Source organism: Halanaerobium sp. (genome assembly GCF_003070835.1).
In genome coordinates this window covers 1-21,471 of the sequence record NZ_QBLR01000008.1, presented here as the reverse complement: position 1 = coordinate 21,471, position 21,471 = coordinate 1, and the positions used below count along the sequence as shown (strand labels likewise).

Annotated in this window: 23 protein-coding genes; all 23 read right to left on the bottom strand. The window is 32.5% G+C overall.

What is annotated here, in order from left to right:
* Window positions 1-8: 8 nt before the first annotated feature.
* Window positions 9-1,682: a ribonuclease J gene (locus CI949_RS01950; protein ID WP_290762583.1), complete on the bottom strand. Its 1,674-nt coding sequence runs from the start codon at window positions 1,680-1,682 to the stop codon at window positions 9-11.
* Window positions 1,672-2,130, bottom strand: coding sequence for a Fur family transcriptional regulator (locus CI949_RS01945; RefSeq protein ID WP_290762582.1), 459 nt, complete (start codon window positions 2,128-2,130; stop codon window positions 1,672-1,674). Before CI949_RS01945 ends, CI949_RS01950 begins: the two co-directional genes overlap by 11 nt.
* Before the next feature lie 9 nt (window positions 2,131-2,139).
* A complete protein-coding gene (locus CI949_RS01940) occupies window positions 2,140-2,382 on the bottom strand; it encodes a DUF1292 domain-containing protein (RefSeq protein WP_290762581.1) in 243 nt (80 codons plus the stop codon).
* A 1-nt stretch (window position 2,383) separates the two neighbouring features.
* On the bottom strand, window positions 2,384-2,800 hold the full coding sequence (gene ruvX, locus CI949_RS01935) for a Holliday junction resolvase RuvX (RefSeq protein ID WP_290762579.1): 417 nt from the start codon (window positions 2,798-2,800) through the stop codon (window positions 2,384-2,386).
* A gap of 8 nt (window positions 2,801-2,808) precedes the next feature.
* Complete coding sequence (locus CI949_RS01930; protein ID WP_290762578.1) at window positions 2,809-3,750, bottom strand: aldo/keto reductase; 942 nt, start codon at window positions 3,748-3,750, stop codon at window positions 2,809-2,811.
* Window positions 3,751-3,753: 3 nt separating this feature from the next.
* A complete protein-coding gene (locus CI949_RS01925) occupies window positions 3,754-4,014 on the bottom strand; it encodes an IreB family regulatory phosphoprotein (RefSeq protein WP_290762577.1) in 261 nt (86 codons plus the stop codon).
* Window positions 4,015-4,053: 39 nt separating this feature from the next.
* Entirely contained in the window at window positions 4,054-6,675 is a 2,622-nt protein-coding gene (gene alaS / locus CI949_RS01920) for an alanine--tRNA ligase (protein ID WP_290762576.1), read from the bottom strand.
* 95 nt (window positions 6,676-6,770) lie between these two features.
* Complete coding sequence (mnmA, locus tag CI949_RS01915) at window positions 6,771-7,817, bottom strand: tRNA 2-thiouridine(34) synthase MnmA (RefSeq protein WP_290762575.1); 1,047 nt, start codon at window positions 7,815-7,817, stop codon at window positions 6,771-6,773.
* Window positions 7,807-8,229: a Fe-S cluster assembly scaffold protein NifU gene (gene nifU / locus CI949_RS01910; RefSeq protein WP_290762573.1), complete on the bottom strand. Its 423-nt coding sequence runs from the start codon at window positions 8,227-8,229 to the stop codon at window positions 7,807-7,809. Before nifU ends, mnmA begins: the two co-directional genes overlap by 11 nt.
* 4 nt (window positions 8,230-8,233) lie before the next feature.
* Window positions 8,234-9,403, bottom strand: coding sequence for a cysteine desulfurase NifS (gene nifS / locus CI949_RS01905; protein WP_290762572.1), 1,170 nt, complete (start codon window positions 9,401-9,403; stop codon window positions 8,234-8,236).
* Window positions 9,400-9,828, bottom strand: coding sequence for an Rrf2 family transcriptional regulator (locus CI949_RS01900; protein WP_290762569.1), 429 nt, complete (start codon window positions 9,826-9,828; stop codon window positions 9,400-9,402). Before CI949_RS01900 ends, nifS begins: the two co-directional genes overlap by 4 nt.
* Window positions 9,829-9,920: 92 nt before the next feature.
* Window positions 9,921-10,418 carry a hypothetical protein gene (locus CI949_RS01895; protein ID WP_290762568.1) on the bottom strand — a complete coding sequence of 166 codons (498 nt, stop codon included), beginning with the start codon at window positions 10,416-10,418 and terminating at the stop codon, window positions 9,921-9,923.
* The gene (locus tag CI949_RS01890) at window positions 10,415-11,749 is read right to left on the bottom strand and encodes a replication-associated recombination protein A (protein WP_290762566.1); all 1,335 of its coding nucleotides are present in this window, start codon (window positions 11,747-11,749) and stop codon (window positions 10,415-10,417) included. Before CI949_RS01890 ends, CI949_RS01895 begins: the two co-directional genes overlap by 4 nt.
* A gap of 7 nt (window positions 11,750-11,756) precedes the next feature.
* Window positions 11,757-12,983 carry a serine hydroxymethyltransferase gene (glyA, locus tag CI949_RS01885; protein ID WP_290762564.1) on the bottom strand — a complete coding sequence of 409 codons (1,227 nt, stop codon included), beginning with the start codon at window positions 12,981-12,983 and terminating at the stop codon, window positions 11,757-11,759.
* A gap of 11 nt (window positions 12,984-12,994) precedes the next feature.
* Window positions 12,995-13,258, bottom strand: a complete 264-nt coding sequence (locus tag CI949_RS01880; RefSeq protein WP_290762562.1) for a metal-sensitive transcriptional regulator — start codon at window positions 13,256-13,258, stop codon at window positions 12,995-12,997.
* 12 nt (window positions 13,259-13,270) lie between these two features.
* Window positions 13,271-13,672 carry a SoxR reducing system RseC family protein gene (locus tag CI949_RS01875; RefSeq protein ID WP_290762560.1) on the bottom strand — a complete coding sequence of 134 codons (402 nt, stop codon included), beginning with the start codon at window positions 13,670-13,672 and terminating at the stop codon, window positions 13,271-13,273.
* An 11-nt stretch (window positions 13,673-13,683) separates the two neighbouring features.
* Complete coding sequence (locus CI949_RS01870) at window positions 13,684-14,370, bottom strand: tRNA threonylcarbamoyladenosine dehydratase (RefSeq protein ID WP_290762558.1); 687 nt, start codon at window positions 14,368-14,370, stop codon at window positions 13,684-13,686.
* Entirely contained in the window at window positions 14,363-16,135 is a 1,773-nt protein-coding gene (aspS, locus tag CI949_RS01865; protein WP_290762556.1) for an aspartate--tRNA ligase, read from the bottom strand. The genes CI949_RS01870 and aspS overlap by 8 nt, the downstream gene beginning before the upstream one ends.
* A complete protein-coding gene (gene hemZ, locus CI949_RS01860; protein WP_290762554.1) occupies window positions 16,135-17,547 on the bottom strand; it encodes a coproporphyrinogen dehydrogenase HemZ in 1,413 nt (470 codons plus the stop codon). Before hemZ ends, aspS begins: the two co-directional genes overlap by 1 nt.
* A complete protein-coding gene (locus CI949_RS01855; RefSeq protein ID WP_290762552.1) occupies window positions 17,544-18,164 on the bottom strand; it encodes an MBL fold metallo-hydrolase in 621 nt (206 codons plus the stop codon). Before CI949_RS01855 ends, hemZ begins: the two co-directional genes overlap by 4 nt.
* Before the next feature lie 15 nt (window positions 18,165-18,179).
* A complete protein-coding gene (gene dtd / locus CI949_RS01850) occupies window positions 18,180-18,629 on the bottom strand; it encodes a D-aminoacyl-tRNA deacylase (protein ID WP_290762550.1) in 450 nt (149 codons plus the stop codon).
* An 8-nt stretch (window positions 18,630-18,637) separates the two neighbouring features.
* Window positions 18,638-20,788 (bottom strand): bifunctional (p)ppGpp synthetase/guanosine-3',5'-bis(diphosphate) 3'-pyrophosphohydrolase, encoded by a 2,151-nt coding sequence (locus CI949_RS01845; protein ID WP_290762548.1) that lies wholly within the window; start codon window positions 20,786-20,788, stop codon window positions 18,638-18,640.
* 26 nt (window positions 20,789-20,814) lie between these two features.
* The gene (locus CI949_RS01840) at window positions 20,815-21,339 is read right to left on the bottom strand and encodes an adenine phosphoribosyltransferase (protein ID WP_290762545.1); all 525 of its coding nucleotides are present in this window, start codon (window positions 21,337-21,339) and stop codon (window positions 20,815-20,817) included.
* Window positions 21,340-21,471: the final 132 nt, after the last annotated feature.

Sequence of the window (21,471 nt, the reverse complement as noted above, 5' to 3'; positions counted from 1 at the left end):
TGTCTCCGTTAAATTTCCATTATTATAGGTAAAATCATTGGATTTCTTTTGATTTCGTTGTATATGAACTGGTTTAAGTCCTGTCTTATTGTGTTTTTAATTGCAGACCAATCTCTTTCTTTGTTTTGGAAGCATTTATCCAGTGCTTTTTGAACAACTTTCTTGGATTCTTCCATCAGGTCTTCATTTTCTCTTACGTAAACAAATCCTCTGGATATTATATCCGGACCTGCTGCAATTTTTCCTGATTTTTTCTCTATAGTTACAACAGCTACTATTAGTCCGTTTTCCGAAAGATTTTTTCTATCTCTTAGTACTATATTACCTACATCTCCGATACCAAGTCCGTCTACTAAAATATTTCCAGACTGAACTTTAGATGTGGTCTTAATATAGTTGTCCGTAACTTCTATAATATCACCGTTATATCCTACTATAGTGTTGTTGTGGTGAATTCCCATTTCTTCAGCTAATTCTGCATGAAGCTGCAGGTGTCTTCTTTCACCGTGTACTGGTATAAAGAATCTAGGATTAAGAAGATTCAGCATAAGCTTAAGTTCTTCCTGTCTCGCGTGTCCAGATACGTGAACATCATGTAGTGCTTCGTAAATAACCTCTACTTCTTTTTCATAAAGTTTATTTATTACTGAACTAACAGTTTTTTCATTTCCCGGTATTGGATTAGCAGAGAATATAACCATATCTCCTTTTTTAAGCTTAACCTGTCTGTGGGAGTTAGCTGCCATTCTTGACAGGGCTGCCATAGCTTCTCCCTGGCTTCCTGTAGATATTACGACGATCTGGTTATCCTTGTATTTATCAAGGTCTCTCGCATTAATAAGTATGTTTTCAGGTATATCTATAAATCCGGTTTTTTGTGCTATATCTATAGTGTTGTGCATACTTCTTCCGGAAATAGCTACCTTTCTATTGTAAATAGCTGCTGCATCTATTATCTGCTGTATCCTGTGGATGTTTGATGCGAAGGTTGCTACTATGATTCTTTTCTTTGCTCTTTTAAATATGTCGATAAATTTAGCACCAACAGTCTTTTCAGACATAGTGTATCCCGGTCTTTCAACATTTGTACTATCTGAAAAAGCTACTAATACACCTTTTTTACCGTACTCTGCTATAGTTTGTAAGTCTATAGGCATATCGTTTATGGGAGTTTGATCTATTTTAAAGTCTCCCGTGTGGAATACTACTCCTATAGGTGTTTCAATTGCTAAAGCCGAAGAATCAGGGATGCTGTGATTACTTCTTATAAAGTGTACTCTGAAGTTTTCTCCTGCTTTTATTTTGTTCCCGTGATTTATTGTGTTTAGTTTTGTTTCCTGTAGATTGTGCTCTATAAATTTATTTGCCAAAAGTCCCATTGGAAGCTTAGTTCCATATATTGGTACATTTGGTATCTTCTTTAATAAATATGGTATTGCCCCGATATGGTCCTCGTGACCGTGGGTTACAAATAATCCTTTTATTTTGTGCTGATTTTTAATTAAGTAGCTTATATCTGGAATTACTATATCAATTCCAAGCATTTCGTCTTCTGGAAATGCCAATCCGCAATCTATAATTATTATCTCATCATTGTATTCTAACAATGTAATATTCTTTCCTATTTCTCCTAATCCCCCTAAAGGAATTATCTTTAATTTTCTATCTTTGTTAACTGCCATTTGTTTCCTCCTCTTTACAGCCCTTACACAAACCGTAGAATTTTAAACTATGGTTGTGTATTTCAAAATTGTACTCTTTTTCTATTAATTCTTCTAATTCGTTAAGCAGGTCCATTTTTACTTCTATAATTTTCCCACAGTTGTTGCACAGCAAATGATGGTGGCTGTGAGATTCGTCTTCTGTCAATACTATCTCGTATCTGGCACATCCATCATTAAATAATACTTTACTTAAAATACCTACTTCTTCAAAAAGCTTAGTGGTTCTGTAAACTGTTGCAATTCCAATATCTGAATCTACTTCTCTTACTAGTTCGTAAATTTGTTCCGGGTTTAGATGCTTTCCTGAATTTTTTAAGAGAATTTCAAATATTACTTTTCTCTGGTTTGTAATCTTGTATCCGCCTTTATTTAATTTTTTTTTAAAATCTTCCATGTATATATTCATACAATTCCCCTATATTAAGTCTTCAGCCATACCTTCGTAAACATCTATGACTTCCTGCAACTCATCCCTATCTTCTACTATATTGAATATAGGCATGTTCTTCTCATCTCTATCTACTCTGTAAATCATACCCTCTTCTTCATCTGGATAGCTTAATACAGCGTATTCAGTATCGTCTATATGAAATGCAGTATGTAGAATGAGTTTTTCTTTTTTTCCTTCATCGTTGATTAATTCTACTATATCAGACATTTTAACTCCTCTTGTCTAAATAAACGGACAGTATATTTACCGCTGCCAGTTTATCGATAACCTTTTTTCTTTTTTTTCTTGAAACATTTCCCTGTATAAGGGTGTTTTCCGCTATTTTTGTAGTCATTCTTTCATCTTGGAATTCAACTTTTATTTGTATTTCTCTTTTAAGTTTTTCTACAAATTTTAATACTTTTTCTCCTTGGATTCCTACTTCTCCGTTTAGTCTTTTAGGTAAACCTACAACTAAAACATTAACGTCATATTCTTCTATGACTTTTTTTAGAGCTTCAAAATCTTTTTTGTAGCTCTGCCTGAATATAGTGTCTAGACCTTGGGCAGTAATATTTAATTGATCGCTTACTGCTAAACCTATGGTCTTTTCACCTACATCCAGTGCTAGGTATCTTTCTTTCATCTCATCTCCTATACTATTTTTATACAAAATTCTTCGCATACCGAAACGCAATAGCTACACAAGGTACATTTTTCAAAATCTACCCCTGCTTTGCCATTGACTATCTCAAGAGCATTTTGGTTGCATTTTTCAACACATTTTCCGCACCCTTTGCACCAATATGCTATCTTAAGTTTTCTTTCTTTTTTGCTTATATTATTTAATTCGTCCTTTAAAATATTGTCTTTTACCAGTAGATTAAAGTTGAAATCAATTTCTTCTTTATACCTCATACCAAGAGCTATAGAATCAATATAATCTAAATTTTTAATGTAATTTAGGGCTTCTACAGGCCTGGTGCCTAGGTGTCCACCACCTAGAGGCTTCATACTAAGTATAAATTTATTTTTAGATTTGGCTTTTTTTATGCTTTCTTCCATCTGGTATCTGCTGCCGTCGGCTATACCGATACCATCTTTATTTATAATCGGGTGAATTACATCTATTTCTTCTAAATCTACTACTTCTTCTACACCTTTAATGAAATGTGTGGATATTCCGAATTTTTTAATAATTCCCTTATCTTTACATCCTAAAAAGTACCTAACAGCTTCGTAGTGTCCTTTGAAGGTATTAATACCCTCCTGTTCGTGAAGCATGAAGATATCTATGTAGTCTGTATTCATTTCTTTTAGGGCTTTTTCAAGACTTTTCTCTGCAGTTATTTTATCATATGAATAGGATTTTGTAGATATAAAAACTTCTTCTCTTGTTTTAACTTTTAAAAATTCTTTTAAAAGATTGTAATTGTCGTAGAGCTCTGCAGTATCGTAAAAGTTTATACCTAAATTATAGGCGTAATTTAGAAGGAATAATTTTTCTTTAGTAGAGAGACTGCTTTGAAGTTTGCTTAAAGACAAGGTACCGTAGCAAATTCTAGATACCTTGTTGAAAATATCTTCCTTAAACATATTTTATTCGTCTTGCAAGCTTTTAATATAATGATTAAGTATTTCTTCCACCAACTCGTCTCTTTCAACCTTCATTACTATACTTCTTGCATTGTTGTGACTGGTAATGTAGGTCGGATCTCCCGAAAGAATGTATCCCGTCATTTGACTTACAGGATTGTATCCCTTTTCTTCAAGAGCACTGTAAACGGTTTTAATAAGTTCTCTTACCTCATTTACATTGTCGATGTTAAAGTTGAATTTTGTTGTTTGGTTGTCCTTCATAACATCACCCCGATTAATAAATTAAGAATATAAATAATTTCATCCTTTTAAAATATCATATACTTTTTTAAATGCTTCGTCAATCTTTTCAGGTTTTTTACCACCGGCTTGTGCGAAATCTGGACGACCGCCACCGCCGCCTCCTGTAATCTTAGCTGCCTCTCTCACAAGGTCTCCAGCCTTTATACCTTTAGAAATATTGTCCTTTGAAACTCCTGCAACAAAAATTACCTTGTCGCCGTTATGAGCTGCTAATAAAATTACTGCACTACTTTCTTTATCTTTAATTCTATCTGTTATATTCCTTAGAGTGTCGTTATCCGTATCTTTAAATTTAATAGTGAATAATTTTGTACCCTTAACTTCTTGATAGTTTTCCAAATACTGGGAAAAATTATCTTTAATTAATTCATTCTTGTATTTTTCTATTTCCTTTTCTTTTTCCTTTAATTCTTCATTTAAAGATTTTATCCTATCTAAAATATTATCTTCTTTAGTTTTTAGTTCTACACTTATCTCCTGTAGGTAATCTTCTTTTTCATTTAAATACTCTAAAGCCTTATCAGAAGTAATAGCTTCTATTCTTCTTACTCCAGAAGCGACACTTGATTCACCGATAATTTTAAATAAACCAATTTTAGAAGTATTATCTACATGGGTACCACCGCAAAGTTCTTTACTAAAATCATCTACTTCTATAACCCTAACGTCATCCGAGTATTTAGAGTCAAATAAAGCCACTATATCCTGGTTTTTAGCTTCCTTTAATGTCATAAAGTGTTCTTTTACTTCTTTGCTGCTAAATACTATTTCATTTACTCTACTTTCAATATTTTTAATAGCATTAGGACTTATAGCATTAAAGTGGGTAAAGTCGAATCTAAGTCTTTTGTCATCTACATAAGAACCGTTTTGCTTTACATGGTCTCCTAATTCTTCTCTCAGTACTTTATGAAGTATATGAGTAGATGTATGGTTTGCTTCTGCTCTTCTTCTAAGTTTTGTATTAATTTTTAATTCTACTTCCTCTCCAACTTTTAATGTGTCTTTTATACCATCAACTAGGTGGAGTATAACATTACTTTTTTTAATGGTATCTATAATTTCTGATTTTGAATTATTTAACTCTAAAGTACCCTTATCTCCTATCTGTCCTCCCCCTTCAGGATAAAAAACAGTTTCTTCAGTAACAAGGTATCCTTTGTATTTTAATTGGTCTACCCTATGACCATTTTCATCAAATAGAGCCGTGATTTTAGAAGTTATAGAATCCTGGTGGTATCCTTTAAATTCTGTGGCTTTGATGTCTCTTACCATTAAATTAGAAGAATCCCAAATAGATCCTTTTTGACTAGTTCTAGCTTTTCTTGCTTCTTCTTTTTGCTGTTCCATAAGCTTGTCAAATTCAATTCTATCTGTAGATAGATTTTTTTCTTTTAATATTTCTTCTGTTAATTCATAAGGGAATCCATAGGTATCGTAAAGTTTGAAGGTAATTTCTCCCGAAATTCTATCTTCTCCTTTTTCTACTGCCTTATTAATATATTCACTTAGTATATTAAGTCCCTGGTTTATTGTTTGCTGGAATTTTTCTTCTTCTATTTCTACAGTTTTATATATATTATCCTTAGCTTCTTCAAGCTCTGGATAAGGTTCGTTCCATAATTTTACAGTAAGTTTAGATAGTTCTTTAAGTTTATTACCTTTTATACCTAGAAGTTTACAGTGTCTTGAAGCTCTTCTTAGAAGTCTTCTTAAAACGTATCCCCTACCTTCATTTGAAGGCATAACTCCATCAGCTATTAAAAAGGTTACAGCTCTTATATGGTCACTTACTATTCTAAAGGAAATATCTAAATCATTTTGTGCGTTGTACTTTTGACCGCTTAATTTCTCCAGTTCTTTAATTAAAGAGAAGAAAGGTTCTACTTCAAATACATTTTCTTTATCCTGGAGAACTACCGCCATTCTTTCAAGACCTAACCCCGTATCTATATTTGGGTTTGGAAGTGGATTGTAGTTTCCTTCATTATCTTTATCGTATTGGGTGAAAACAAGGTTCCATACTTCTACATACCTATCGCAATCGCATCCAGGTTTACAGTCATCTAAACCGCATCCGTATTTTTTCCCTCTATCGTAGTATATTTCAGAGCAAGGTCCACTTGGTCCTACTTCCAGTTCCCAAAAGTTATCTTCTTTACCAAGTTTTACTATTTTTTCTTTAGGTACTCTAACTTCTTCAGCCCATATATCGTAAGCTTCGTCGTCCTCGTGATATACAGAGACCCACAGCTTGTCCTTATCAATTTCCATAACCTCCGTCATAAACTCCCATCCCCAGGTAATTGCTTCTTTTTTGAAGTAATCTCCAAAGGAGAAGTTTCCAAGCATTTCAAAGAATGTACAGTGTCTGGAAGTTATTCCTACATTATCAATATCTCCCGTTCTAAGACATTTTTGACATGTAACGACTCTAGGACTCGGTGGAGTCTCGCTTCCCGTAAAATACTTTTTTAAAGGCGCCATTCCTGCATTTATAAGTAGGAGACTGTCGTCGTTTTTAGGTATAAGGGGAAAGCTGTGAAGGTGTAAATGCCCTTTTTCTTTAAAAAAATCTATATATTTATTTCTAATTGAACTAACAGAATAATCTTTCATTGTTTCCTCCCGTAAAAATTTAAACTCGCCTTATATAAGACGAGCATTACTAAAATTATAATTAAAGGACATGCATTTGTCAATACATGTAAGGGCTACTTATCTATTATTCCTCCACCGATTAGATAGTCTCTTTTGTAAAATACCAGAGATTGTCCTAAAGTAACGGCTCTTACAGGATTTTTGAATTTTATTATTAAATTATCTCCATCTTTTTTTATAGTTATTTTTTCTTCTTTATGGGAGTATCTTACTTTTGCATTGAATTCTTCATTTTCCAAATCTATCTCAGGATATAGTATATTAAATTCTCTTAAAATACACTCACTACTGTATAAATCTTCTTTAAGTCCTAAGGTAATATCCTTTGTCTGATAGTTAATGTCTATAACGTAATGGGGTTCTCCTAATGCTATACCTAATCCTTTTCTTTGTCCTACAGTATAGTTTTGGATACCTTTATGTTTTCCTAGTGTATTTCCTTCAGCATCTATAAATTCACCTTCGAGATTTTGATCTATATAGTTTTTTAAAAATTCCTGGTAGTTATCATCTTTTATAAAGCATATGTCCTGACTTTCCACTTTACTGTGAAAATCTATACCGCTTTTTGAAGCTATTTGCCTAGCTTCTGATTTACTGTCTAACTCTCCTATGGGAAGAAGTATATTTTTTAAGTTCTCATATTTTATATTATAAAGGTAGTAGCTTTGGTCTTTCTTTTTGTTAACTGATTTTTTTACATAGTAGTTTCTATCTTCCTCTACAATACGTCCGTACTGTCCCGTTGCTATCTTGTGTATACCTAGTTTTTCTGCTGATTTCAAAAATTTATCATATTTAATTTCTTTATTGCACTTCACACAGGGATTTGGCGTTCTTCCCTTTTTATACATGTCTATAAAATCGCTGATTACAGTTTCTTTAAAGGTGTCTATATAATCTAAAACATGGTGTTCAATTCCAAGTTTTTCGCAGGCTTTTTCGGCATCTTTTACTGTATGGTCGGTTTTTTCATTGTCTATAACTTTAAATGTTGCTCCTACTACCTGGTATCCCTGTTCCATCAATATAACAGCAGCAGCGGTACTGTCAATACCGCCGCTCATACCAAGTAAAACTTTTTCTTTTTTAATGCTCATGAGGGTCCTCAGGCTTGTAATTTTCTATGCCTTTGATCTGTTTTCCAGTTTTTTGTGAGTAATCGTAAAGTGCTGATTTTACAGCCTGTTCTGCTAGTACTGAACAGTGTACTTTTGCTTTTGGTAATCCACCTAGGGCTTCAACTACAGCTTTATTTGTAAGAGCTACAGCTTCATCTATGCTTTTACCCTTAATGAGTTCTGTAGCCATACTAGATGATGCAATAGCAGAGCCACATCCAAAGGTAAGAAATTTAACGTCTGTAATTATGTCCTTTTCATCAATTTTTAGATATATTTTCATTATATCTCCACATTTGGCGTTTCCTACTTCACCAACTCCATCGGCATCTTTGATTTCTCCTACGTTTCTAGGATTTTTAAAGTGATCCATTACTTCTTCTGTATACATTTAATTATTCCTCCCTTTTACTGTATAGCGGTGACATTTGTCTTAGTCTTTTAACTACATTGATTAGTTTTTCTACTGTATAATCTACATCTTCCTCTGTATTGTAATCTGATAAACTTAATCTTAAGGATCCGTGAGCTATCTCATGAGGCAGTCCTATAGACATGAGCACGTGGGATGGATCTAAAGATCCTGAAGTACAAGCTGAACCACTGGATGCACTGATACCTTCCATGTCTAAATACAGTAGAAGGGATTCTCCCTCTATGTACTTAAATGAAAAGTTTACATTTCCCGGTAATCTTTTTTCTCTATGTCCGTTTAACTGACACTCTGGAATTTCTTTATCTATTTTTTCGATTAATCTATCTCTTAGTTTTATTAGTTTTTCTCTTTTTTGGTCGAAATTATTATAGGCTATATCAGCTGCTCTGCCTAATCCTGCTATTCCAGGTACATTTTCTGTACCTGCTCTTTTATTCTTCTCTTGAGCACCACCGTGGATTAGGTTATGAATTCGAGTACCTTTTTTAATGTATAGGGCACCTACACCTTTCGGTCCGTGAATTTTATGAGCTGATAAAGATAATAAATCTATATTCATATCTTTAACATCTATTACTTCATTACCTACTGCCTGGACTGCATCGGTATGGAAGTAAATATCGTGTTTTTTAGCAATTTCTCCAATTTCTTTAATAGGTTGAACAGTTCCTATTTCATTATTTGCGAACATTATGCTTATAAGTACAGTATTGTCTTTGATGGATTCTTCCAACTGCTTAATGTCTACAAGTCCATTTTCATCTACATCTAGATAGGTTACTTCTGCACCCTTTTTTTCTAAATATTCACAGGTGTGTAATATTGCATGGTGTTCAATTTTAGTTGTTATTATATGGTTTCCTTTTTTTTCGTTGGCAGAAAGTATTCCTTTAATAGCCCAGTTATCAGCTTCAGAACCTCCACCGGTGAAATATATTTCATCAGGATTGCTGTTTAGCAATCTTGCTACTTTTACTCTTGATTTTTCTACTGCTTTTTTTGCCAGCTGACCGAAGTTGTAAATACTAGAGGGATTTCCGTATAATTCACTGTAATATTTTTGCATTTCTTCTATTACTTCATCTTTTACTCTTGTAGTCGCTGCATTGTCAAAATATACTTTTCTCATTGACGAGCCTCCTTGGGAAATTCATTTCTTTTTTGTACCATGTCTTGTAACGTAGTGTTGTCGATTATATTGTTTATGCTTTTTTCTATATCTTCAAAAATTATTCGGGTTACACAGGTATCTTCTTTACCGCATTTATCATTTTTAAGGCAATCAGAAGAACTTATGTCTCCTTCTAATGCTCTAAGTATCATACCTACGGTAATATCTTTCGGTTCTTTTGCTAGTAGGTATCCACCCTGCTTACCTCTAATAGTCTCAATATATCCTGATTTTTTTAGTTTAGCTAAAAGCTGTTCTAAATAGCTCTCAGGTATGCTGTATTTTTCTGAAATAGACTTTAAGTTTATTGGACCTTTTCCATAAAAAAAGGCCAACTCAAGTGAAGCTTTTAGCCCATATTTTCCTTTTGTTGATAAAAGCATCTTTTTCCTCCTAATCCCGACTTATTTTATAGGGTATAAAAAGTATACAATACCCTACTTGTTTTGTCAAGATTACAAGAAAAAAAGATGAATTAGTTAAGGTATAATTCATCTTCAAATTCATCAAGAAGACCAAACTCGTATTTTAAAGTTTTGATCTGGTTTTCGTATTCTACTATATCTATTTCGTTATTGTACAGCATATCATCAAGAATTCTCTTTCCACCGTCGTAGAAAAATATTTCCTTGCAAGGCCATATAATATCCTTAGTCTCTTCTTTTGTGTCAGCTTCTTCTACTGCAAAGTTGGCTTCCTCCATTAAAGTATAATCTTTAGATCCAAGAATATACAGCTTTTTTATGTTGATGTTTTTACTTTCGTAAAAATTTCTAATTTTCTTTTTTAGTAGAAGTTGGTCTTTACTTACTTCACAGTTTTCAAGTTCCTGTCCTGGTGAAAGTATTTTTTCATTGTAGTATTCAATTATAACGTTGTAAGACTTATCTTCTTTTAGATTTTTTGTACTGTCTTTTATTTCATCTATAAAACTATCGCTGTATAGATTTTCTATTTGTATTTTTTTTATCATTTCTGCACCTCTTTATCCAGGTTTTCAAGATACTCTAAGTATTTTTTCATCTTTTTTTCGTAACCTATGTTTCCTGGATTATAAAACTTATCATTTATTCCTTTCGGTAAGTATCTTTGTTTTACATAGTTGTATTTGTAGTTATGAGGGTATTTGTATATACCGTCACTTGTATCTTTATCTTGTTTATAGCTTTCATCTTTTAAGTAGCTTGGAACATTTATGTTTGATTTTTCAGCTTTAGACATTGCCCTATTAATACCCATGTAGGAAGTATTGCTTTTAGGAGCACATGCTATATATACTACAGCTTGGGCTAAAAGTATCCTAGCTTCAGGCATACCGATAATCTCTACGGCTTTAAATGCATTTACGGCGACTTCTAAGGCTTTAGGGTCTGCATTACCTACATCTTCAGATGCACAGATGATAATTCTCCTGCCTATAAACTTAGGGTCCTCTCCTGCAACCAGCATTTTTGCTAGATAAAAAAGGGCTGCATCAGGATCTGAACCCCGCATACTTTTAATGAAAGCCGATATATAGTCGTAATGCTTATCTCCGTTTTTATCGTAGAAAATAGTATTTTTTTGAATGCTTTCCTTTGCTACGTCTCTTGTAATTTCAATATTTCCATCTTTATTATTTTTAGTAGTTGTAACTGCCAGTTCTAAGGCATTTAAAGCTTTTCTACCGTCTCCATTGGAGTAGTTTGCTATAATTTCTAGAGCTTCATCGTGAACTACTATAGGTTTTTTCCCAAGTCCCTTTTTTTCGTTTTCAATGGTATATTCCAACAGTCTTTTAATATTCTCCGCTGTTAATGGCTTTAGTTCAAATATTGTAGATCTTGACAAGAGGGCGTTGTTAACTTCAAAGTAAGGATTTTCTGTAGTTGCTCCTATGAGAATTATGGTTCCATTTTCTACATAGGGCAGGAGAGCATCCTGCTGAAGCTTATTAAACCTGTGTATCTCATCTATAAAAACTATGGTCTGTCTATTGTGCATAGATATATCATTTATGGCTTCCTGAATATACTGCTTAATATCTTTTACACCTGAAGTAACTGCATTAAGGACTTTAAAAGTTTTTTTCGTTTGTTCTGCAATTATTTTACCTAAAGTTGTCTTACCGCTTCCAGTAGGTCCATGAAGGATGATAGAGCTTATCATATCCGCTTCTATCATCCTCCTAAGCATTTTACCTTCACTTATTATGTGTTCTTGACCAAAAAACTCATCCAGAGTTTCCGGTCTCATTCGATCGGCTAAAGGTTTATTTTTATCTATAAACTTTTCATAACTTCTACTAAAAAAATCATTTTCCATATTTTTATTAATTATTATCCGCCTTTGCGCTTAATTTAGCAACTCTTTCAATTAGTTTTTCTTTATCCTGGTTTTTAAGTATAGCATCGTTTATAATGTCCGCAAGCTCCGACATATCTTCTTCTCTTAATCCCATGGTAGTTATGGCCGGAGTACCTACTCTAATGCCACTGGTAACAAATGGGCTTTCTGGATCATCAGGGATAGTGTTTTTATTTACAGTAATGTTTATTTCATCAAGTAATTTTTCTGCATCTTTCCCTGTAATATTTTTACTTCTAAGGTCTAAAAGCATAAGGTGGTTATCTGTACCACCAGAAACTACTCTGAAATCTCTTTTAGCAAATTCTTCAGCTAACACTTTAGCATTTTTAATTATTTGTTTCTGATATTCTTTAAAATCATCTTGTAAAGCTTCTTTAAAGGATACAGCTTTTGCAGCTATTACATGCATCAATGGTCCACCTTGAGTTCCCGGGAAAATTGCTTTATCAATTTTTTTTGCATGTTCTTTCTTACAAAGAATTGCTCCACCTCTTGGTCCTCTCAATGTCTTATGAGTAGTAGTAGTAACTACGTCTGCATATTCTACTGGGTTTGGATGTAATCCTGCTGCTATTAATCCTGCAATATGTGCCATATCTACCATTAATATAGCTCCAACTTCATCGGCAATTTCTCTAAATTTCTTAAAGTCTATGATTCTAGAATATGCACTTGCTCCTGCAATTATCATTTTTGGTTTTTCTTTTAATGCTAATTTTTTTACCTGATCGTAATCTATAGTTTCAGTTTCTTTATCTACTCCGTAAGGAATGATTTCATATTGTTTCCCTGAAAAATTTACAGGACTTCCATGGGTAAGGTGACCACCTTCTGAAAGATTCATCCCAAGTATCTTATCTCCTGGTTCTAAGAAAGCAAAATATACAGCTATGTTGGCGCTTGAGCCAGAATGAGGCTGTACGTTAGCATGTTCTGCATTAAATAGTTTTTTAAGTCTTTCTATAGCTAGTATTTCTACTTCATCTACAAACTCACATCCTCCATAGTATCTCTTATTAGGATAACCTTCAGCATATTTATTTGTAAGCTGACTTCCCATAGCTTCAAGAACTGCCTTTGATACTATATTTTCTGAAGCTATAAGTTCAATATTTCTGTGCTGTCTTCCAATTTCCCTTTGTATGGAATTGTAAATTTCTTCATCTGCTTTTTTTACATTTTCAAACATTTTACTCTCCTTTACTTTTTACTGTATTTTACGATAATTTCGATTAATTCATCCAGTGCCTTTTCAGGATCTTCATGTTGAACTCTGCTTTTTATACAATCTTTCGTGTAATTTTCAAGGACTATACCACCGACGCTGTTTAATGCTGATTTTGCAGCGGTAATTTGGGTAAGAATGTCTCCACAGAATTTTTCTTCTTCTATCATTCTTTCTATACCCTTTATCTGTCCTTCTATTCTTTTAAGTCTGTTGATTAATTTTTTATTATCACTCATATCTTACACCTCTTAGAGTTTTCTTATATCTTCTATAATTAAAGTATCTTTAAGTAAGTATTTGTCGATAGCTTTCATAATGAAATAAGAGGCTATTAAGGAAACTAATCCCATTAATCCAGCTACTGCTTCTCCTAATTGTAAAGTATTCATGGAGTAAGCAATTGTAACTATCATTATTATTAAAGGTAATCCGTAAGCTAAAACAGAATATAATAGTATGTTTTTAGCTCTGGCATTTAACTCAACAAACTCTCCAGTATGGTAGTCGTCATTTTTGATTTTTATGATATGTCCACTATCGCTGCAACCACTGCTGCAGGATGAACAATTATCTCCGCAGGATGATGCTCTAGGTACTTTTACCAAAGCTTCTTCCTTATCTATATGAACTACTTGTCCTATTTTTTTCATTTCATCACTTCCTATTCTTCAAAGGCTATTTTATTTATAACATAAGATGCCAGTAAAAGTCCAGCAGAACCAGGAACAAAGGATGTGCTTCCTAGTTTTTTATCTACAGTTTCTACTGGTTTTTCTTTTGAAAATACAGTATCTAGGGATAAAATTCCTAACCTTTTAAGTTCTTTTCTCATTTTCTTTGCTAAAGGACAGTTAAAAGTTTTAAAAATATCATCAATAGTTAGCATTTGTGGGTTAATCCTATTGCCGGTACCCATACAGCTTACAACCGGAATATTATTATCCCTACAGTATTTAATGATAGCTAACTTTGCCTTTACATCGTCTACAGCATCTATAACATAGTCGTAATTTATATTGAAAAATCCTTCTATATTAGAATCTGTAACTTTATCTCCTCTAGCTACAATATTTGTATCCTTACAGTGTTTTTTGATATTTTCTTTTAAAACATCTACTTTCTTTTTTCCAATATTATCGTAGTTGGAATAAAGCTGTCTATTTAAGTTGGATACTTCGTAGATATCGTAATCAACAATAGTTAGATTTTTTATAAAGTTTCTTGAAATAGATTCGGCGGCTACACTACCTACGCCGCCTAGTCCAAATATTATTATGTTAGATTTTTTTATTTTTTCAATTTTATTTTTATATATTAATTCGCTTCTTTGATATGGTTTATTATTCAATTATTTTCAATCCTAACTCTTCTAGTTGTTTTTCGTCTACATCAGTTGGTGCATTAGACAGTAGACAGGTTGCTTTTTGAGTCTTTGGAAAGGCTATTACGTCTCTGATATTTTTAGAATCAGTAAGAGTCATAATAAGTCTATCTAAACCAAAAGCAATGCCACCGTGAGGAGGAACTCCATATTTAAATGCATCTAGTAGGAAGCCGAATTTTCTGTCAGCTTCTTCTTCTGTAATACCTAAAACCCTAAACATCCTATTTTGAAGTTTAGAATTTGTTATCCTTATACTTCCTCCACCTAGTTCTTCACCATTTATAACTAAATCATAAGCTTTAGCTTTTACAGAACCAGGGTCGGTTTCTAATTTATCCATATCTTCATCCGTAGGACTTGTGAAAGGATGGTGTTTAGCAGCATATCTTTCTTCTTCCTCATCGTATTCAAGTAGAGGAAATTCTGTAATCCATAGCATCTCAAACTCATCATTATTTATTAGGTCTAAATCTTCTGCTATTTTCTTTCTTAAAGCTCCTAAAGCATTATTTACGTTATTATTTTCATCTGCTACTACAAATACTATATCTTTTTCTTTAAGGTCTAAATCCTTAATGATGGTGTCCAGCTCTTCTTCAGATAAGAATTTGTTAATAGGTGAATCTAGACCACCATCTTCGTATTTAAACCAGGCTAGTCCTTTAGCATTGTATGTCTTGATATATTTTTCTAATTTAGAAATCTTATTTCTTGAAAATTCCTCGGATTTACCTTCTACTACAATTCCCTTAACGGATTTGCCTTTTTTTGTATTACTCTTAAAAGCATTGAACTTAGAATTTTCAAATATATATGTAAGGTCTTTGAATTCAAATCCAAATCTCAAGTCAGGCTTGTCTGTACCGTACCTATTCATTGCTTCTGTATAAGTCATTCTTTTAATAGGTGTTTCAACTTCATAATCTAAAACTTCTTTGAAAATTCTCTTTACCAATTCTTCGTTTATTTTAATTACATCCTCTTCATCTACAAAAGACATTTCCATATCAAGTTGAGTGAATTCCGGCTGTCTGTTTGCTCTTAGATCTTCATCCCTAAAACACTTAGCTATCTGGTAGTACCTATCATATCCTGATACCATAAGAAGCTGTTTGAAAATTTGCGGCGATTGAGGCAGTGCAAAGAATTTTCCCTTGTTAGTTCTACTAGGAACCAGGTAATCTCTAGCACCTTCAGGTGTAGGTTTGTTCAAAATAGGAGTTTCTATTTCTAAAAATCCCTTTTCTTCCATAAAATTTCTAATGATATTTACTGTCTTGCTTCTTACCTTTAGATTACTCTGCATGTAAGGTTTTCTAAGCTCTAAGAACCTATTCTTAAGTCTCAAGTCTTCTGATATATCATCGTCGTCCTTTATATATATCGGTGGTGTATCAGATTCACTGAATATTTTTAAATCTTTTGCATATATTTCTATGTCTCCAGTAGGCATATTAGGGTTTTTAGACTGTCTCTCTCTTACAATTCCTTCTACACCAATAACATACTCAGATTTTATTTCTTCACTTTTTTCTAAAAGTTCTTTATTTTCTTTATCATCGAATACAATCTGTACTAAGCCGCTAATATCTCTTAAGTCAACAAAAACAAGGCCTCCAAGGCTTCTTTGCTTTTGAGTCCATCCACTTACTACTACAGTTTCTCCTATATGGTCCTGTCTTAAAAGACCGCATTTTATTGTAGGTTTAAAGTTCTTTTTTTCTACCATTATTCCTCCTCCAGAATCTTTTTCAAATATTCTTCTTTATTTTGGTTTACATAAATATATTTATGGTAATAATCTTTAAAGCTTTTATTATAAGGTATTCTTTTAATACCAGTATTTCCAACGATTTTAGTTACACTTCCCAATCCAGCTGAAATTACAGTCTGGGATTCTTCTATCATGTTCATATTGTAAAGAGATTCTTTATTTAACTTAGAATACCCTATATTATCTAAGTTTTCCACAATATCTTTTTGCCTGTATAGATAGTAGGGTTGATAATTTTTAGATTTAAGTTTTGATTTAGCATAATTATATGAATCTAAAAGTTCTTCTTCTGACATTAGTTTTTCTTTACTTATCCCCGAATTATTCTTGATTGATAGAGTGTGTAATGTAATATTATCAGGATTGAGTTCAATTAATTTATCTAGAGAACTCTTGATATCTAAAAAATTCTCCCCCGGAAGCCCTAAAATTAGATCTGAATTAATGGATATATTTTTATTTTTACATAATTTAAAATATCTTTCTAATTCAGATAAATCCTGATATCTGTTTAAATTAAATAAAGTATCTTGATTAAAGCTTTGAGGGTTTATACTTATCCTATTTACACCGTATCTAGCCATTATTTCAAGTTTTTCTTCAGTCAGGGTATCTGTCCTACCAGCTTCAAAGGTAAATTCTTTAAAATCTAAAATATTGGCTTTGATGTATGAAAGTAATTCCTCCATAAGGCTATTGTTCAAAATTGATGGTGTACCGCCACCTATATATATGCTCTCTACTTCTAAATTATATCTATTGATTAATCTGAAGTTTTCCATTAAATCTTTTTTTAAATACTCAATGTATTTTTCTATTTCATCTTCTCTGTTAATAAAGGATACAAAATTACAGTATTTACACTTGCTTGGACAAAAAGGTATATTTACATAGATAGATATTTTATCGGAATTAATCAACTGGCTTTCTTTTTGGGCTATATAAAAAAGTTCTTCAGTTTTTTTATTACTTAAGTAGTACCTTTTATTTAAGATTTTTTTCAATTGGTTAAGATTATATCCTTTTTTTATGTAGGTCCTAACAAGCTTAACAGGCCTAATCCCAGTCAGTGTACCGTAATCAGCTTCATACTTAAAGTACTCTGATAAGGCTTCATAAAGGGTGTTTACAATCAATTTGCCTTTACTGTAGTTATATTCGGTATTGTTGATGTAATTTTCTTTAACTAAATTTCCATCCTTATATATCTTAACTGATCCTATTTCGTCAATTACTCCTATATCAATATCTAGTCCCCTACCCTTAATCTTTTTAGAAAAGGTAATCTCTTCCTCACCTTGGAAAATCTTTATTATGTTGTATATGTTTATTTGCTTATTTTTATCTTTACATATAACGTTTATCATTTTATAAAAGGATTGTTTTCCCTTTCCTGTTTTATAGTAGATTTACCTTCGTGCCCAGGATATACTACAGTATTGTCATCTAATGTCATGAGTTTTTCTTTGATTGATTTGATAATCTGGTCGTAGGAACCTCCTGGAAGATCTGTTCTACCAATTGAGCCTTTAAATAGGGTATCTCCTGTAAACACTACATCTTTATGCTTTAAACATATTCCACCGGGAGTATGTCCTGGTGTGTGAATAACTTCAAATTTCATATTGTCTAAAGTTATAGTAGCCCCATCTTCTAGAAATTTATCTGCATTTAAAGATACTCCGTTTTTAAACATCATTTTCGTGAAGTTTAGTTTTTCGTCTTTCAGCATATTACTGTCCTTTTTATGTATGTAAACTGGTATATTATATTCTTTTTTTAAATCCTTAACTCCTCCAATATGATCGCCATGTCCGTGGGTAAGTAATATGAATTTTGGATTGTAGGATTTTTTTTGTATTATGTTTTTAACTTTGCTGCTTTCAGCCCCAGGATCAATTATCATAATGTCCTTGGATTTTTCACTTCCTACTAAATAACAGTTTGCTCCGTAAGAGCCTAATCTAAGTGTTTCAATAATCAATTTATTTCCTCCTTGTTAAAATATTTTCTTGCTATCAAGCAGTATAGTTACCGGTCCGTCGTTTGTTAAACTAACCTTCATATCTGCTCCAAATTTTCCACTTTGAACATTTCTAATAGTTTTATTACAGTTCTCTATAAGTTTTTCGTAAAATTCTTCAGCTTTTACAGGATCTTCTGCATTTATAAAACTTGGTCTTCTTCCTTTTCTAGCATCTCCATGTAGGGTGAACTGTGGAACTATAAGAAGTTCTCCATCTATATCTTTAAGGGATAAATTCATTTTTTCATTTTCATCTTCGAATATTCTTAAATTACATACTTTATCTTGGATATACTTTAAATCATCTTTAGTATCTCCTCTTTCTACTCCTAATAAAATCAACAATCCCTTGTTGATTTTACCTACTACTTCATTATTGACTTCAACTTTTCCTTGAGATACTCTCTGTACTACAGCTCTCATCTGTCCTCCTATTTTTTATGTCTAAATACATCTATTACACCTTTAACTTTTTTAAATTTTTTTATTAAAAAATCTAGTTCTTTTGTTTCAGAAATTTCAAAGGTCATGTTCATAATAGCTATCTTATCTTTATTTACTCTTAAATTCAAATTTGTTGCATTAATTTTATTTTCAGTGTATATGTTCGTAATATCTTTTAATAGCCCCGGTCTATCCGCAGCTTCTACCTGTATCTCTGCTGTAAATTTTTGTTTTTTGCTGTGATCCCACTCTGCTTCTATAAATCTTCCGTCATTTTCTTGACCGGTTATATTTGTACAATCTATTCTATGGATAGATACTCCTCTACCACGTGTAATGTAACCTATGATTTCATCTCCAGGAACTGGGTTACAGCACTTTGCAAAACGAACCTTAAGGTCATCCATGCCTTTAATTAGTATTCCAGAAGTTGGCTTTTTACTAGGCTGCTTCATTTTAGATTTTAGTTTCTTAGGTTCAATCTTTACGTCGTTTTCTTCTATATATTTATTTTTTAAACGGGTAATAATCTGAGGTTCTTTTATAGAGCCGTTACCTACTGAAGCATACAAGCTGTCTAATTCTTTTATATTCAATTTATCTGCTATTTCTTTTAGCCATTCTTCTTTTAAAATCTGTGTAAGTTGGAAACCCTGTTTCTTTACTTCTTTTTCTAAAAGGCTTTTACCCTTTTCTATATATAAATCTTTATCCTTAGTTTTAAACCATCTTTTTATTTTAGTTTTAGCCTGACTGCTTTTAACTATCTTAAGCCAGTCTCTACTTGGCCCGTTACTGTTTGCTGAAGTAATAATTTCAACTTGATTACCATTTTTTAACTTATAATCTAAGGGAACTATCCTACCATTTACCTTTGCTCCTACACATCTATTACCTACTGCCGAGTGAACTCTATATGCTAAATCTATTGGAGTAGAACCTTTTGGTAAGTTTACAACATCTCCTTTTGGTGTAAATACGAAAACTTCATCTGTGTAGAGATCGATTTTTAAAGATTCCATAAATTCTTTAGGGTCTTTAGTTTCTTGCTGCCAGTCTAACATCTGTCTCAACCAGTTTAGCTTTTCTTCAAAGTCATCTTTTTTAATACCTTCTTTATACTTCCAATGAGCAGCGATACCGTATTCAGCTGTTCTATGCATTTCATAGGTTCTTATCTGTATTTCAAAAGGTTCACCGTCTGGTCCAATTACTGTAGTATGTAGAGATTGGTACATATTTGGTTTAGGCATAGCTATATAGTCTTTAAATCTCCCAGGCATAGGCTTCCAAAGTGTATGGGCTATACCTAACACTCCGTAACAGTCTTTTACATCTTCTACTATAGCCCTGATTGCTGAAATATCATATATCTCGTCAAATTCCTTATGTTTTAAATACATTTTTTTGTAAATGCTGTAGATACTTTTTCTTCTACCGGTTATTTCACCTTTTATATCTGCTTCTTCTACTTTTTCTTTTAGTTTGTTTATAATATCATTAATAAAATCTTTTTTAGCTTTTATCTTTGCATCTATTCTTTTAGATATGTCTTTATAGCCTTCGGGATCAATATATCTTAAAGAGAGATCTTCTAGCTCCCATTTGATGGAAGCCATACCTAGTCTATTAGCAATAGGTGCATATATTTCCATTGTTTCTACTGCTTTTTCTTTTTGCTTGTGAACAGGCATATATTCTAATGTTTTTATATTATGGAGTCTATCGGCAAGCTTAATAATGATAACTCTAATGTCTTTAGACATAGCAATTACCATTTTTCTCAAACTTTCTGCTTGGCGTTCTTCCTTTGTTTTGTACTTGACTTTGCTTAATTTTGTTACCCCGTCAACGAGATTAGCTATTTCTTCACCAAATTCTTCTTTTAACTCATCATACTCTATAATAGTATCTTCTAATACATCATGAAGTAAACCTGCTGCAATTGTTGCTTCATCCATGTTTAGGTTTACAAGAATCATTGCTACGTTGTAGGGGTGCATAAAGAATTTCTCACCGGACATCCTGTCTGGATTATCATCGTGAGCTTTCTTTGATAAATCGTATGCCTTTTTAATTAAATCAAAGTCTGCTTTTTCGTTGTATTCCTGTATTTTTTTCTTTAGGTCTTCAAACATTATATCACCTGTTCAATGAATTTTTATTAGTATTTTACTATTGAATGTATATTATATTGGGTTAATTTATCTCTTCCTTTTAAACCTGTTAATTCTATAAAAAATCCTAGTCCAACAACTTCTCCACCGAGCATTTCTACCAATTTAGCAGTGGCACTTACCGTTCCACCAGTAGCAAGTAAATCATCTACTATCAGGACTTTCTGTCCTTTTTTAATTGCATCCTTGTGTATCTCTAAGGTATCTTGACCGTACTCAAGGTCGTAGCTGTACTTTACAGTTTCTGCCGGAAGTTTTCCTGGTTTTCTAACCATAACAAATCCTGCATCAAGATTGTACGCCATTGGAGTTCCGAAAATAAATCCTCTTGACTCTGGTCCAACTACTATGTCTACTCCTAAATCTTTAAACTTTTCTGTCATCTGATCTATGGCTTCCTTGAGAAGTTTAGGGTCCTGCAATACTGTAGTTATGTCTTTAAAGCTTATACCTTCTTCAGGAAAATCTTCTATTACTCTAATTTTTGATTTTAAATCCATTTTCTCCTCCATTATTTTCTTATATAGATGTTATTTTTTGAAACTTTATATCTAAAATCTAGGTTTTTTCTTTCTGTTTCAAGGGTGTAAAATATATTTTCCGGATTAATCTTAATACTGTAGTTTTCTTTTAAATATTTAATA